This is a genomic window from Mixta hanseatica, assembly GCF_023517775.1.
GTDB classification, from domain to species: Bacteria; Pseudomonadota; Gammaproteobacteria; order Enterobacterales; family Enterobacteriaceae; genus Mixta; species Mixta hanseatica.
Map to the genome: position 1 here is coordinate 2,274,047 of NZ_CP082904.1, position 14,924 is coordinate 2,288,970.

Annotated in this window: 16 protein-coding genes; 7 read left to right on the forward strand and 9 right to left on the reverse strand. The window is 54.5% G+C overall.

What is annotated here, in order from left to right; translation table 11 throughout:
- The first annotated feature begins 117 nt into the window (after positions 1-117).
- The 3 genes from tpx (at position 118) to K6958_RS10955 (ending at position 1,495) form a co-directional block, all read left to right on the forward strand.
- Positions 118-621, forward strand: coding sequence for a thiol peroxidase (gene tpx, locus K6958_RS10945; protein ID WP_249891142.1), 504 nt, complete (start codon positions 118-120; stop codon positions 619-621).
- Between the two features lie 196 nt (positions 622-817).
- The gene (locus K6958_RS10950; protein WP_434085215.1) at positions 818-1,111 is read left to right on the forward strand and encodes a DUF3289 family protein; all 294 of its coding nucleotides are present in this window, start codon (positions 818-820) and stop codon (positions 1,109-1,111) included.
- 60 nt (positions 1,112-1,171) lie between these two features.
- Positions 1,172-1,495: a DUF943 family protein gene (locus tag K6958_RS10955; protein ID WP_249891143.1), complete on the forward strand. Its 324-nt coding sequence runs from the start codon at positions 1,172-1,174 to the stop codon at positions 1,493-1,495.
- A 147-nt stretch (positions 1,496-1,642) separates the two neighbouring features.
- Here the strand turns inward: K6958_RS10955 and tyrR are convergent, their stop codons facing one another.
- The 7 genes from tyrR to pspA all read right to left on the reverse strand — a co-directional run bounded on the left by tyrR (position 1,643) and on the right by pspA (position 7,626).
- The gene (gene tyrR / locus K6958_RS10960) at positions 1,643-3,208 is read right to left on the reverse strand and encodes a transcriptional regulator TyrR (RefSeq protein ID WP_249891144.1); all 1,566 of its coding nucleotides are present in this window, start codon (positions 3,206-3,208) and stop codon (positions 1,643-1,645) included.
- A gap of 271 nt (positions 3,209-3,479) precedes the next feature.
- A complete protein-coding gene (locus K6958_RS10965; RefSeq protein WP_249891145.1) occupies positions 3,480-4,511 on the reverse strand; it encodes a YcjF family protein in 1,032 nt (343 codons plus the stop codon).
- On the reverse strand, positions 4,508-5,905 hold the full coding sequence (locus K6958_RS10970) for a YcjX family GTP-binding protein (protein ID WP_249891146.1): 1,398 nt from the start codon (positions 5,903-5,905) through the stop codon (positions 4,508-4,510). Before K6958_RS10970 ends, K6958_RS10965 begins: the two co-directional genes overlap by 4 nt.
- Positions 5,906-6,018: 113 nt before the next feature.
- Positions 6,019-6,234 (reverse strand): phage shock protein PspD, encoded by a 216-nt coding sequence (locus tag K6958_RS10975; RefSeq protein ID WP_249891147.1) that lies wholly within the window; start codon positions 6,232-6,234, stop codon positions 6,019-6,021.
- A 55-nt stretch (positions 6,235-6,289) separates the two neighbouring features.
- Positions 6,290-6,649, reverse strand: coding sequence for an envelope stress response membrane protein PspC (pspC, locus tag K6958_RS10980; RefSeq protein ID WP_249891148.1), 360 nt, complete (start codon positions 6,647-6,649; stop codon positions 6,290-6,292).
- Complete coding sequence (gene pspB, locus K6958_RS10985) at positions 6,646-6,870, reverse strand: envelope stress response membrane protein PspB (RefSeq protein ID WP_249891149.1); 225 nt, start codon at positions 6,868-6,870, stop codon at positions 6,646-6,648. The genes pspC and pspB overlap by 4 nt, the downstream gene beginning before the upstream one ends.
- A gap of 90 nt (positions 6,871-6,960) precedes the next feature.
- Positions 6,961-7,626 carry a phage shock protein PspA gene (pspA, locus tag K6958_RS10990; protein ID WP_249891150.1) on the reverse strand — a complete coding sequence of 222 codons (666 nt, stop codon included), beginning with the start codon at positions 7,624-7,626 and terminating at the stop codon, positions 6,961-6,963.
- 163 nt (positions 7,627-7,789) lie between these two features.
- On the opposite strand from pspA, the gene pspF reads away from it, so the two are divergent.
- Entirely contained in the window at positions 7,790-8,842 is a 1,053-nt protein-coding gene (pspF, locus tag K6958_RS10995; RefSeq protein ID WP_249891151.1) for a phage shock protein operon transcriptional activator, read from the forward strand.
- Between the two features lie 12 nt (positions 8,843-8,854).
- Here pspF and K6958_RS11000 read toward each other — a convergent pair whose 3' ends face one another.
- Complete coding sequence (locus K6958_RS11000) at positions 8,855-9,883, reverse strand: acyltransferase family protein (RefSeq protein ID WP_249891152.1); 1,029 nt, start codon at positions 9,881-9,883, stop codon at positions 8,855-8,857.
- Positions 9,884-10,180: 297 nt separating this feature from the next.
- Positions 10,181-10,591, reverse strand: a complete 411-nt coding sequence (gene uraH, locus K6958_RS11005) for a hydroxyisourate hydrolase (protein ID WP_249891153.1) — start codon at positions 10,589-10,591, stop codon at positions 10,181-10,183.
- A 385-nt stretch (positions 10,592-10,976) separates the two neighbouring features.
- Between uraH and sapA the strand changes: the two genes are divergently transcribed.
- The 3 genes from sapA to K6958_RS11020 all read left to right on the forward strand — a co-directional run bounded on the left by sapA (position 10,977) and on the right by K6958_RS11020 (position 14,824).
- Positions 10,977-12,605 (forward strand): ABC transporter substrate-binding protein SapA, encoded by a 1,629-nt coding sequence (gene sapA / locus K6958_RS11010; RefSeq protein ID WP_249891154.1) that lies wholly within the window; start codon positions 10,977-10,979, stop codon positions 12,603-12,605.
- Positions 12,602-13,567, forward strand: coding sequence for a putrescine export ABC transporter permease SapB (gene sapB / locus K6958_RS11015; RefSeq protein WP_249891155.1), 966 nt, complete (start codon positions 12,602-12,604; stop codon positions 13,565-13,567). Before sapA ends, sapB begins: the two co-directional genes overlap by 4 nt.
- Before the next feature lie 243 nt (positions 13,568-13,810).
- Entirely contained in the window at positions 13,811-14,824 is a 1,014-nt protein-coding gene (locus tag K6958_RS11020; protein ID WP_249891156.1) for a zinc-dependent alcohol dehydrogenase family protein, read from the forward strand.
- Positions 14,825-14,924 lie beyond the last annotated feature (100 nt).

Sequence of the window (14,924 nt, forward strand, 5' to 3'; positions counted from 1 at the left end):
AAAACAGCGGGCGCTGCTGGCGATAACCGGTTTTGTCTGCTGTATAATTTCACTGTCTCACCTTTGCTCGTTCCTTTACACTGTTAATCTTGTTAAGCAAAAGTAAAAGGATAGATTATGTCTCAGACCGTTCATTTTCAGGGTAATCCGGTTAGCGTAGCAGGTCAGCTACCGCAGACAGGCGAAAAAGCGAAGCCGTTCACATTAGTTGCCAAAAATCTGGCTGATGTTTCCCTTGCTGAGTATGCTGGTAAGCGCAAAGTACTGAACATTTTCCCCAGCATTGATACCGGCGTATGTGCCGCGTCGGTGCGTAAGTTTAATCAGCTGGCAGGCGAAATGGAAAACGCCGTGGTGCTGTGTATTTCTGCCGATCTGCCTTTTGCCCAGTCGCGCTTTTGCGGCTCCGACGGCCTGTCAAACGTGGTGACCCTCTCCACTCTGCGCGGCGGCAACTTTAAAGACGACTACGGCGTAGCGATTGCTGATGGTCCGCTGCAAGGCCTGACGGCGCGTGCGGTTGTGGTGCTGGATGAAAACGATACGGTGCTGTATAGCCAGCTGGTCAATGAAATTACCACCGAGCCAGATTACGATGCTGCGCTGGCCGCGCTGAAATAAGCCAAAGATAACGTTATCGCCCCCGCCGGGGCGATATTTTTAATAGCGCCACGCGCCTTACCTTTATCAAGCCATCTTTATTCCACACGTCATTTAATTAACGTATCATATTACCGTTAATTCTACTTAGTAATAAATTATATATATTATTGAAAACAGTACGCTTATAAAAATAAGCAATACCCTGACTGAAAATATTAACTGGGAAAACGGCTGTTTTCCATCGGGACTTAAATACAAACTTGAAGAGAGCATTCAGGAAGGGCGTCTGCCTAAGTTTAACAGATTACAGGACAGCTTTAACGGAATGGGCATTAGCGTTCACGATACCTGGGCTACCCATATTACGCTAAAGTCCTTACTTATTGAGAAAAATCGCTACTATGCACGAGTGCATTATCAGGTGCAGGATCACTTTGGCTTTAAGCCTTTTATGACCAATATGAGTGCCGATATTGAAATTACCGGAGGGCCCAATGCAGATAAGTAAAAACGCGCTGTTCTGCTGCTGGCTGCTGCCGCGCTGCTGGTTTACCTGCTCTGGCTCTTTTTGCGTCCGGTAGAAATTATCGCGGCTCATCATAAAAACGGTTTCACCGATATTTTAGTTAAAAACTTCCCTTTTACCGATAGGGGGAAAATCAACTGGTGGCTGGAAAATCGCGCTATGCTAAAAGAGAAGTATAACGCCCCCTATCTTGATGAGGATGGCACTTTTTGGGCCACCATTTTTCTGTTTGGTGAGGGTTATCAAAAAGATATAATTGATGAGCGGCTCTGCTTTGATGAAATAAAAAGCGAGCTGCGCTGCATCGATAAGAATGCCGTAATGACCGTTTTCAGCAACCGGGACAAACAGGTTTTTTCAGTGTAGGTAAGGGAAAATAGATATTAAGAAACAATGATGAAATTAATAAGCTTGAATAAACCTCTGCCATCCATTCCTGTATAACCATAGCAAGCACCCCGATATCGCCAGCGGGCGCCGGAAGCGCCCGAGACTTATCTAATAACGCCGCGTTTAGCTTTCCGGCTCGCCCTTTTTCTGACTCAGTCCATATTCACGCAGCTTATTAGCGATAGCGGTATGAGAAACCCCCAGTCGTTTCGCCAGCTTGCGCGTGCTGGGATAGGAAAGATAGAGGCGCGTCAGCACCGAACGTTCGAAGCGGCTGGTGATCTCGTCCAGCGAGCCCTCCATCGCCTGCTCATCCAGCGCCAGCTGTTCGGTAAATTCCGGCAGCATGATGTCCTGCGGGCGCAGTTCATACCCTTCCAGCTGCGCCAGCGCGCGATAAATGGCGTTTTTCAGCTGGCGCACGTTGCCCGGCCAGTTATAGCGCGCCAGAAAAGCGTTCAGCTGCGGCGACAGGCGCGGACGCGCTACGCCCTGCTCGTCGGCGAAGCGCGCCACAAACAGCTCGGTTAATGGCAAAATATCCTGCGGCCGATCGCGCAGCGGCGGCAGATTCAGCGTCAGCACGTTCAGGCGATAGAACAGATCTTCACGAAACTCGCCGCGCTGCACCAGTTCGGTGAGGTTACGCTGCGTGGCGCAGATCACCCGCACGTCAACATGCACCTCATGCTCTTCTCCGACGCGGCGGAAAGTGCCATCGTTCAGAAAGCGCAACAGCTTGGTCTGCATGCGCGGCGACATTTCACCAATTTCATCCAGCAGCACCGAGCCGCCGTTAGCCTGCTCAAAGAACCCTTTTTTGCCTTCCAGCGCGTTAGGGTAAGCGCCCGGCGCATGGCCAAACAGCTCGCTTTCCGCCACGTCATCCGGCAGCGAGGCGCAGTTCAGCGCCAGAAAAGGTTTTTTACCGCGCGCGCTGCGCAGATGACAGGCGCGCGCCAGCATATCTTTACCGGTGCCGGTATCACCGACTATCAGCAGCGGAGCATCCAGCATGGCCAGCTTGCGCGCCTGTTCAATAACCTGACGCATTTTTGGACTTACCGCGACGATATGCTGAAATTCGCTGTCATCGTTAACCGCCAGATTTTGCAGCTGGCGTCCCATCCGCGCGGTTGATTTTAGCATTACCATCGCGCCGACCGGCAGCGTGGCGCCCTCTTCTTCCGCGGTATAGACCGGACGCGCCTCCAGCAGGAAGTCGCGGCCATGGATCACCACGTGCTGGGTCTGCGCTTCAATCCGCTCGCTTTCCAGCCAGCGGGTAAAGTTAAAGCCGGAAATCAGCGAGGTGATGGTATGGTTGCGTATTTTATGCTCATCCAGATCGAACAGGCTGTGCGCCGCCGGGTTCGCCAGCTCTACTTTGCCTTTCATATCAATGGAGACTACCGGCTCCGGCATGGCGGTGAGCAGCGCGCTCAGCGCCCGGTGCTCGCGCTCGGAGGGCATATAAGAGATAGTGCGAACGTCCGTCACCCCAGGGATGCGGCGAATTTCCGCCATCAACTGGCTAAATTGCTCAAAGGCGATAGCGGAAAAACTAAGGTAAATGCGGCCTATCGGCGCAATTTCGATACCCCGTAAATCGATGCTGCGTTCTACCAGCAGATCGAGCAATTCACGGGCGAGACCAATTCGGTCCTGACAAAAGACTTCCAAACGCATTGGGTGGCCTTATTGAGTTTGGTAACAGCGAATTAGGAAATAATACGCCAACTTGCGATAAGCCAGAAGCGATCTGTCAGGATAAGTTGACAGAGACCGGCAACGGCGAACAGGAGTGTAGCGGAAGTGTTAGAGATAATCATGCGCTTCCGCCATTTTTTAGAGGTTTATAACAAATTCTCTACAACTGACAGAACAGTACCATGTTAATGCTCTGTTTTGTGGTTTTATGCCGCTGAGGGCTCAGCGGCAGAATGACTACGCGTCGGGATCAGGACTTTTTAAGCTGATTAAGCAGCTCACGACGGAAATCGGCGAGTTTGGGGCGATCGTCGATCCACGGCAGCGGCCGACACAGCTCCATCGCCTTAATGCCCAGCCGGGCCGTCAACAGGCCCGCACCAATCCCCTGCGCGGCACGGGCGGAAAGCCTGGCGGCCAGATCCTGCGACAGCCAGTCCATTCCCACTTCGCGCACCAGTTCAGAGGCGCCGGCAAAAGCGATATTCAGCAAAACCAGGCGAAACAGGCGGATACGGCTGAAATAGCCAAGCTGGATGCCGTACACCGCCGCAATACGGTTGATCATGCGCAGGTTGCGCCAGGCGATAAAGGCCATATCCACCAGCGCCAGCGGGCTGACGGCAATCATTAATGTCGCTTCGGCGGCGTTTCGCCCGATTTCCGCGCGGGCCTGGCGATCAAGCACTGGCTGCACCAGTTGAGCATAAAGCGCGACCACTTCCCGGTCATTATGCGTTTCATGCAACGCAGCCTGCCAACGCTGTAATGCAGGATGCCCCTGATCCAGCCCCGCCTGCTGCGCCAGCTTTTCACAGAATGCACGGCCGCGCCCCATTCCGTGGCTGTTTAGCAGCTCGCGGCCAACTTCACGCTCTTCGGCGCGCTGACGCAGCTGATACAAATGCCGCCATTCCGTCACCAGCGCGCCGACGCCCGCCAGGATAATCAGCAGCCCGGCCGCGCCAGCGCCCAGCGCAAACCATGCCTGACTATGCCAGGCATCCAGCATCCACTGCACGCCCTGCGCGACCGTGCTGGCCACAAACAGACCAACGCCGGCCATGGCGATGCGCCGCCAGATACTGCGCTTCGGCCGCAGGGCGGCTTCAACTGCCTGCTCGCCGCGCGGCTCTTCCAGCAGCGGATCGTTCTCCTGCTGTAGGGTAAAGTGAAGATCGTCCGCAGCGTCAAAATGCTGTGCGGGCTTCACCACGCTTTCCTTTTCGCTTTCCAGCGGCTGTGCAAAATCGATGCGCGTTTTTAACGGCGGTTGACTCATCGCAGTTTATCTCCCAGTAAAAATTCCAGCGCGGCATCCATACGAATATGCGGCAGCGGCCGATCAACATTCAACTGCTGCGGCCGGAATTGTTCAAAATGAAATCCCTGCTCCTGCCAGAAGCGCTGTTCCGGCAGGCGCGACGGCACCTCGCCGGGAAAGACCGTCAACGGCGCGCCGTCGCTCAGCCGATGCCCGCGCAGGGCGGGAATTTTTTCACCCTGGTGATCCACAATGCCGCTTTGCGTCGCCTGCACCGAGGCCAGGCCGATGCAATCCATATTAATGCCTTCAAATGCCGCATTTTGCCAGGCGTCCTGTACCAGCTGCTGTAGCAGCGATACCAGACCAGCATGCTGGTCGGCGGTGATATGGTCCGCTTTGGTCGCTGCGAACAGCAGCTTGTCGATCACCGGCGAGAACAGACGGCGGAACAGTGTGCGCTGGCCGTAATGAAAGCTTTGCATCAGCTGCGTCAGCGCCAGGCGCATATCGTTAAATGCCTGCGGCCCGCTGTTGAGCGGCTGAAGACAGTCCACCAGCACGATTTGGCGATCGAAGCGCAGGAAATGGTTTTTATAAAAACCTTTCACCACATGCTGACAGTAGTAGTCATAACGAGCGCGCAGCATGGCAAGGTTGCTGCCTTTATCCGCCTGCGCCAGCCGCGCCTCGTCAACCTCATTGAGTTGTGGCCAGGGAAAAAACTGCAGCGCGGGCGCACCCGCCATCTCGCCCGGCAAGACAAAACGCCCCGGCTGGATAAAGTGCAGTCCTTCCTGCTTACAGCGCAGCAGATAAGCGGTCCAGGCGGCGGCAATCTCCGCCAGTTGGTTTTCATCCGCCGGTGCCAGCGGATCGAGCTTAGCGCACAGCCGTTTCCACTCTGCGGCCCACGCCGCACGATCGCCCTGCAGTAAACCGTTCATCTGACGCGACCAGCTTAAATAATCCTGCGCCAGCATCGGCAGATCGAGCAGCCACTCGCCGGGATAGTCCACAATTTCCAGATAAAGGGTGGCGGTTTGTTTGAAGTGACGCAGCAGCGAATCCTGCGAACGGAAGCGCAGCGCCAGCTGCATCTCACTGACGCCGCGCGTCGGCGTCGGCCACGCGGGCGGGCTGCCGTAGAGCTGCGCCAGCCCTTCATCGTAAGTAAAACGCTGAATGCCCATATCACGCTGCGGCACCCGCTTGACGCCCAGCAGGCGATCTTCGCGTACCACGGAGAATAGCGGCAGACGTGCGCCGCCGTGCGTGTTCAACAGTTGATTAACCAGCGAAGTAATAAAGGCGGTTTTACCGCTGCGGCTCAGGCCGGTTACCGCCAACCGTAAGTGCCGATCGACGCCGCGATTTACCCATGCCGCCAGTTCATTTTGAAGTCGTTTCATCAGGCTCGTCCCTGCTGCAGCAAAAACAGGCCGGGATAACAGCAGGCATCCCGGCAGATTGACCATCAGTGTAATGCAAAAAGAACGGATAATGTGAGAGGCGCCGCGCCGGATCAGCGCAGGCGAGAGGCGAGACGGGTGGCGACCTTTTTCAGCAGCGGCTCCAGCGCAAAGGCGATCAGCAAACGTAGCGGCTTACGCGCGACGGCTTTTACCGCCCAACCACTGATGCCGACCGGCGCCAGCATCAGGCCATGAATCAGAAGCTGTTTGCCTGCGCGTTTCAGCACGGGCGTAGCGCGGATTGCGCGCTGACGAAAATTCGACATACCACTCCTTATCGTGATAACTGGCTGCCCGGACCGTAGCGGACGCAGCCCGGTTTTAAAGCTGACGGAAACGACTGCGCACGCTAAAGGTTTCTGAGGTGACATAACGCTCAAGCTGACGCAGCTTGTGTTCGTTCTGCGCCATTTCATCGCTTAGCGCGTCGAGCAGCTCATCCGCCCGCAGCGGCGTTGCCTGTTCCGCATGAGGCGGCATCGGCTCCAGCACGTAGCTGAGCGCGATGTAGGCGATCAAGGTAAACATAAACAGGCCGAATATCATCGACAGCACCACAATCACCCGGACCAGGGTAACTGGAATATCCAGATAATGGGCGATGCCGGCGCAGACGCCTTTAACCTTCCCCTGCTGCGGAATACGCCACAGTTTTTTTCCACTGAATCGGCTTTTATTCATGGCTGCCTCCATTTCGGATGCTCTGCGTCGAGGATCTCTTCCAGCGTCTGAATGCGTTCACGCATGCGCTGCGCATCCTGCGTCAGCTGTTGCAGACGCTGCATATCGCCGGAAGAGAGGCTGGCGCCGTTCTGACGATTGCTGTAATGCAGCCACAGCCAGACCGGTGCAACAAACAGCACAAAAATAGTCAGGGGTATGGCAAGAAATAGTGAGCTCATTCTCTCTCCTTGAAGGTGTCGCCCTCTCAGGGCACATCGGCTTAAACGGTAAAGCGTGCCCTGCCATCAGCAGGGCGTGACCGCCCGGCGTTATTCGCTGCGGTTCATTTTCGCTTTTAATGCCGCCAGCTGTTCGCCGATTTCATCGTCCGCTTTCAGTTCGGCAAACTGCTGATCCAGCGTTTTGCTTTTACCAAAACGATGGCTTTCCGCTTCCGCTTCCATATGGTCGATACGGCGCTCAAAAGATTCAAAGCGCGCCATGGCATCATCCAGCTTGCCGCTATCCAGCTGACGGCGCACATCGCGAGAAGAGGAAGCCGCCTGGTGACGCAGCGTCAGCGCCTGTTGGCGCGCACGGGTTTCACCCAGCTTTTTCTCCAGTTCGGCAATTTCGCCTTTCATCCGTGCCAGAGTTTCATCAATCTGCGTCACTTCCTGCTGCAGTGAAGCAACCAGTTCGGTGAGCTTCTGTTTTTCAATCAGCGCGGAGCGTGCCAGATCGTCTTTGTCCCGACGCAGCGCCAGCTCAGCCTTTTCCTGCCATTCATTCTGCTGGATTTGCGCCTGTTCAATACGACGCAGCAGCTGTTTACGTTCCGCCAGGCCGCGTGCAGAGGTGGAACGCACTTCAACCAGCGTATCTTCCATTTCCTGAATCATCAGGCGCACCATTTTTTGTGGATCTTCCGCTTTATCCAGCAGCGTGTTGATGTTGGCGTTTACGATATCGGCGAAACGAGAAAAAATACCCATAATTTACTCCTCCAGTTTTTAGCGCTTAATCACGCTGTTGTGTCTTACTTATCAAGTTCCGTGCCAACTTTTAATTCATTGTTATTATTAAACTTTTATTTTTGACCCTGCGAGCAATCGTTCCTATAGTGGTTATTAAAACCAACTTTTAGTGAAAATAGCCATGAGCGAAGCGAACGAGAATCTGCTGGGCGAAGCCAATAACTTTCTGGAGATGCTGGAACAGGTTTCGCGCCTGGCGCCGCTGAATAAGCCGGTACTGGTAATTGGCGAGCGCGGCACCGGTAAAGAATTGATTGCCAGCCGCCTGCACTATCTTTCCGAACGCTGGCAGGGCCCGTTTATTTCGCTTAACTGCGCGGCGCTGAATGAAAATCTGCTGGATTCCGAGCTGTTTGGCCATGAAGCAGGCGCTTTTACTGGCGCGCGGCAGCGTCATTTGGGGCGTTTTGAGCGTGCCGATGGCGGCACCCTGTTTTTGGATGAACTGGCGACGGCGCCGATGCTGGTGCAGGAGAAACTGCTGCGGGTGATTGAATATGGGCAACTGGAGCGCGTAGGCGGCAATCAGTCGTTGCAGGTGAACGTACGCCTGGTGTGCGCTACGCACGCTAACCTGCCGGAACTGGCGCAGCAAGGGCAGTTCCGCGCCGACCTGCTGGACCGGTTGGCGTTTGATGTGGTGCAGCTGCCACCGCTGCGCGAGCGCCGCAGTGATATTTTGCTGCTGGCCGATCATTTTGCCATTCAGATGTGCCGCGAGCTGGGCCTGCCGCTGTTCCCAGGTTTTTCTGCCGGCGCGCAGCAGACGCTGCTCGATTACCCCTGGCCGGGTAATATTCGTGAGCTGAAAAACGTGGTGGAACGTTCCGTTTATCGTCATGCCTCAGTTGATGAAGAACTGGATGAGATCATTATCAATCCTTTCGCGTCACGAAGTGCGGTGCAGCCGCAGGCGGCAGAGCATCCATCGATGCCGCAACAGGCGGCAGCCCTCTCTTCTCAGGCGCTTTCCGCCCCCTCGGATGCGCTTTCTCTCCCGGCACTTCCGCTCGACCTCAGAGAATGGCAGTCACACCAGGAAAAAGCGCTGATGGAAAAAAGTTTGCAGCAGGCTAAATTCAATCAGCGCCGTGCGGCAGAACTGTTGGGTGTGACCTATCACCAGTGGCGCGCCATGCTAAAGAAGCATGAAATGACGCCGCGCCCGGTATAAATGTCGGCGACCTCAACCCGCAAGCGGCTTCGTCGCCGTCAGCTTTTTCTGCGTAAAGCAGGCGTTGATCGGCTGCTCGATCAGGCGCCATGTCAGCACGCCGGCAATCAGCGCGCTGACAAGCAGCAGCAATACGAACAGCGGCTGGTTTTGCGCCAGCTGCAGCTTATGCAGGATCAGGGCGCCGGGCGAAAGAATAAAAGGATGAATCAGATAGAGTGAATAGGAGGCATTTCCTAACAGGATCGCGCCGTTCTTTCCCGGGAAAACGCTGTTGCCGATAACGGATTCCAATCCCACGCTGCCGATAAAAATTAATAGCATCGGCACGCCAGCGCTGAGTACCCTGCCCGCTGAAGAAGCGTAAACCCCGTAGTGGTTTTGCAGAATAAGTAAGACTACGCCAACTGCCAGCAACAACAGAGAGAGCGCTGACGACAACGGTACCCGGCGCAAAAAGATAAAAGCCAGCATACCTAAAATAAATTCAGCGAAAATTTTATCGGTTAAAAACTTTAGCGTCGGCTGCTGCGGCTGGAAATATAGCCCCAGCAGCACCATTATCGTTAGCGCCAGGGAGGAGAAAACAATCTGCTTGCGCAAAGCGCTCGTCAGCAAAAACAGCGCAAAAATCAGGTAAAAGACAAGTTCATAGCTTAGCGTCCAGCCATTCTGCACTAACAGCTTGTTTCCCGTAGGGATCAGCGTCCAGGAAGAGAAAATACTGGTCTCGCCACCAGAAGCGTTAACCATAGAAGGCGCTACCAGATAGACCACCAGCGCCGCGGCGGTAACGATCCAATAAAGCGGGATTATTCGTTTAATCCGGTTGGCGATAAAGCGCGTACAGCTCACCCTTTTCTGGCTGGTGGCATGGCACATAATGTAGCCAGAGATAATAAAAAAGAGATCCACGCCAAACGAGCCAATATGAAAATCATTAAGCGCATCATTACGATATTGTTCTGCTTTGTCAGCGATATGCTGCATGACCACCATCAGCGCCGCCAGCGCGCGCAATGTTTGTACTGAAATCAGCATGATTCATCCCTTGATAATCGACCTTTGCGGGGCGCGCCACGGAGACCAGCGCAACGATGGCCTCGCCTCGCCCTCACGGCGCATCGCCCCTCACGCGTCAAAATAGAGCAAAGAAATTTATATATCTTGCTGGTTATCAATTAAAGCGCAGTCGTGCCGGGAAAAGTATGATGGAACGTCTGATAAAGCAGAAGGCTGATTTAGTTCAGCATTTTTAAGAATTATTCGCAGGGAAGGATGCAGGCGGTGATCAGGATGAAATAGCGCCACCGACTGTGGCGCTCCGATAGCGCAGCGTTAGCTGCCGCGGTAAGTGGAGAACCCATACTGGCTCAGCAATAGTGGAATATGGTAATGCTCTTGCGTATTGGAGACCTGGAAATTCACCGGCACATCCGGGAAGAAAGTCGACTGATGTTGTTGCTGGAAATAGTCGCCGGTATGGAAGGTGACCCGGTACTGACCCGCGCTGAACGTATTGCCTTCCGGATAGAAGGCGCCGATTCGGCCATCTTTATCGGTGATTTTGCTTGCCAACGTAACCCATTTACCGCTCTGCTGCTGCTCCAGATCTACTTTAACGCCTGAGGAAGGTTTCCCGGTCTGGGTATTTAGCACGTGAACGCTAATCGGGTTACGCGGCGCGTCAGCCAGCGCGTTGCCCATCATCCCCAGACCAGCCAGCAATAAGACAGATTGAATTTTCATTTGCTTCTCCTTAATAGTTTTCACCGCTGAGCCTACAGGCCGTGGTGAAAAAGATCGCAAAAAGCCGGTCAGATCTGAAATTTCCTGGAAAAGCGGACAAAAAAAAGCCCGCACAGGCGGGCAAGTAATACTGGAAGCAATGTGAGCAATGTCGTGCTCTTCTTCGGTAGAGCCACCGTTGAAGCGCAAATGAATAGTAATCATTCTCAATATCGTTTGTAAAGCGGTTTGTTGAGAATTCTTCTCATTACCACACAGAGTCTGGGTTTCCTTCGCCGCAGCGAACGCCAAATGGTGGAAAAAACAGCGGCCGCCCCGCCAAACTTTGGGACAACCTGCAGAGTGCGATACACTCAGCCTGTCATCCATTGAATGTTAACTTCCTATGTTGAAATTATTATCCAGGCTGCTGTCAGGCGTGTTGCTGTTCAGTGCGGCCAGCCATGCCGCGACGCCAGAAGATATTCGTAACGGCGGTTTCGTCTATTGCGTCAGCGGCGTCATGAATACGTTTAACCCACAGCTGGCCAGTAGCGGGCTGGTGGTTGATACGCTTTCCGCGCAGCTTTATGATCGTCTGCTGGATGTCGATCCCTATACCTATCGTCTGATACCCGAACTGGCGGAGCGTTGGGAAACCCTGGATAACGGCGCGACCTACCGCTTTCATTTGCGCCATCATGTCTCTTTTCAAAAAACCGCCTGGTTTACCCCCGACCGCGCCATGAACGCCGATGACGTGGTGTTCAGCTTTGCGCGCATTTTCGATCGTCACCATCCGTGGCATAACGTTAACGGCGGCGACTATCCCTATTTTGATAGCCTGCAGTATGCCGACGCGGTGAAAAGCGTTAAAAAAATTAATAACGATACCGTCGAGATCCGTCTGAAAAGTCCGGATGCCTCTTTCCTGTGGCATCTGGCTACCCACTACGCGCCGGTATTATCTGCAGAATATGCTCAGCAGCTGACGGCGCGCGATCGCCAGGAAGAGATGGATCGCCAGCCGGTCGGCACCGGGCCTTTTATGCTAAATGAATACCGTGCCGGGCAGTATGTACGGCTGGCACGTAACCCGCACTACTGGAAAGGCGTGCCGCGGATGCCGCAGGTGGTGATTGATATGGGCGTAGGCGGCACCGGCAGGCTATCGAAACTGCTGACCGGCGAATGCGATGTACTGGCCTATCCCGCCGCCAGCCAGCTTACCATTCTGCGTGACGACCCGCGTCTGCGGCTGACGCTGCGTCCGGGAATGAATATCGCCTATCTGGCATTCAATACCAACAAAGCGCCGCTGGATCGCGTTGAGGTGCGTCAGGCACTGGCGCTGGCGATTAATAACGAACGTCTGATGGAGTCAATCTATTACGGTACGGCAGAAACCGCCGCCTCGGTGCTGCCGCGCGCCTCCTGGGCTTATGACAGCGATGCCAGGATCACCGAATACAATCCCGATAAGGCGCGGGAAATGCTTAAACAGCTGGGAGTGGAGAATCTGGAACTGACGCTGTGGGTGCCTTCCGCCTCGCAGTCCTGGAACCCCAGCCCGTTGAAAACCGCCGAACTGATTCAGGCCGATCTGGCGCAGATTGGCGTAAGCGTCTCTATCGTGGCGGTAGAGGGGCGTTTTCAGGAGGCGCGTCTGATGCAAATGAACCACGATCTAACGCTGACCGGCTGGGCGACCGACAGTAACGACCCGGACAGTTTTTTCCGTCCGCTGCTCAGCTGCGCAGCGATTAATTCCCAGACGAACTATGCGCACTGGTGCAATACTGAATTTGACGCGGCGCTACAGCAGGCGCTGCTTTCGCAACAGCTGGCGTCGCGCATTGAGCATTACGACCGCGCCCAACAGATACTGGCACGCGAGCTGCCGGTGCTGCCGCTCGCCTCTTCTCTGCGTTTGCAGGCCTACCGACACGATATACAGGGGCTGGTGTTAAGCCCGTTTGGCAATGCCTCTTTTGCGGGCGTTCATCGCAACAACGGCGAGGAGTCGAAACCGTGATTATCTATACGCTGCGCCGCCTGGTGCTGCTGGTGGTGACGCTGTTTATGCTGACGCTGGTGGCCTTCAGCCTGAGCTACTTTACGCCGCATGCGCCGCTGCAGGGCGCTTCACTGCTGGATGCCTGGTGGTTCTGGTTTACCGGCGTTTTCCAGCTTGATTTTGGCGTCTCCAGCATTAACGGACAATCGATCAATTTACAGCTGCGTGAGGTTTTTCCCGCCACGCTGGAGCTCTGTTTGTTGGCTTTTAGCGTGGCGCTGCTGGTGGGCATCCCGCTGGGGATTATCGCCGGCGTGATGCGTAATAAGTGGCAGGATCGGGTGATTAGCGCCTTTTCCCTGCTTGGTTTTTCGATGCCGGTATTTTGGCTGGCGCTGCTGCTGACGCTGTTTTTCTCGCTGAATCTCGGCTGGCTGCCGGTTAGCGGCCGTATCGATCTGCTGTATCAAATGAAATCGGTAACCGGCTTCGCGCTGATTGATGCATTTATCAGCGACTCGCCCTGGCGCCGGGAGATGCTGACCAATGTGCTGCTGCATATGGTGCTGCCGGTCACCACGCTGGCAATTGCGCCCACCACGGAAGTGATCCGTCTGCTGCGCAACAGCACCAGCGAGGTGATTGACGCCAATTATATTAAAGCGGCCGCTACCCGTGGGCTATCACGCTTTACGGTGATCCGACGTCATGTGCTGCATAATGCGCTGCCGCCGGTCATTCCGCGTCTGGGCCTGCAGTTTGCCACCATGCTGACGCTGGCGATGATTACCGAAGTGGTGTTTAGCTGGCCGGGTTTGGGCCGCTGGTTGATCAACGCTATTCGCCAGCAGGATTACGCCGCAATTTCCGCCGGCGTGATGGTGGTGGGTAGCCTGGTGATCCTGGTCAATGTGTTATCCGACATCCTTGGCGCCATGACAACACCGCTGAAGCATAAAGAATGGTATGCGCTGCGATAAAAGCATTTCGCTGCTTTAAAGCACAGAAATGTACCCTGTGTGGTACATGCCCTTTCCCCAATGAGTTCAAGAGGGGCTGCACCCGGGCAGGCTACAGCATCGTAATTTTTATACTGCGGCATTTTCACCGTCTCTATAATGGTTCCATGTAACAAAAAAGACCGGGTTCAACAAAGTGACCCTATGATTTATGTTGTTCAACCGGTTATTACATAAAACTTATGCTGTTACAGGAGATTTATCATGAAAGCAGTAACGCTCAAAGCGCCCGGCGGTCTGGAAAACATTACCGTGTCAGATATCGCTGATCCGGGCCGGCCCGGCAAAGGCGAAATTCGAGTTGCTGTTAAAGCCAGCTCCCTGAATTATCATGATTTGATTGTTGCAACTGGACAGTTTCCCACCAAAGACGGCCGGATCTTGCTGTCAGATGGTGCGGGCATCGTAGAAGAAGTGGGAGAAGGCGTTGAAGCGTTCAAAGTGGGCGATCATGTAGTCTCCACATTTTTCCCCATCTGGCTGGCAGGCAGGCCTATACCCGCTGTGAGCGGCTTTACCCATACGCCCGGCGACGGTGTTGATGGCATGGCCAGTGAATATGTTGTACGTTCGGAAAGTGCCTTCACTCATGCGCCGAAGGGATGGAGCCACACAGAGTCAGCGACCATCACCACCTCTGCCTTAACGGCCTGGCGGGCGCTCGTAACAGATGGCCACCTTAAAGCAGGAGAAACGGTGCTGGTTCAGGGTACCGGTGGAGTTTCCATCGCGGCCCTGCAAATAGCTAAAGCAATGGGGGCCAAAGTCATTGCTACCTCTTCCTCCGATGAAAAGCTTGCCTTTGTCCGGCAGCTGGGCGCTGATGAGACCATCAATTACAGAACTACGCCTGAATGGGGAGATAAAGTTCTCGAAATGACGCAGGGGTTTGGCGTAGACCACGTGGTGGAAGTGGGCGGCCCGGCAACATTGAATGAGTCCCTGAAATCCATCAAAGTGGGCGGTCATATTGCGCAGATTGGTATTCTTTCAGGCGATGAGGCCGCCGTGTCGGTATTTTCTCTTCTGGCGAAACAGGTACAGATCAAAGGCGTGATTGTGGCAAGCCGCCAGGATCAGGCTGATTTTGTCAAAGCCCTGGAGATAATGAACCGCAAGCCGGTTATTGACCGTACCTTCAAATATGAAGCGCTCAGCGAGGCCTTCACCTACCTGCAAAGCGGTGCCCACCTGGGTAAAATCTGCGTCGAGTGGTGATATTGCTGGCGGTAAGGAATCACTTTCCTTGCCGTAGCCGGAAGCTACTGCCGAAACGATTTTGTACGGTTTAAACCATTGGCAACGGCAAATCTGGCAC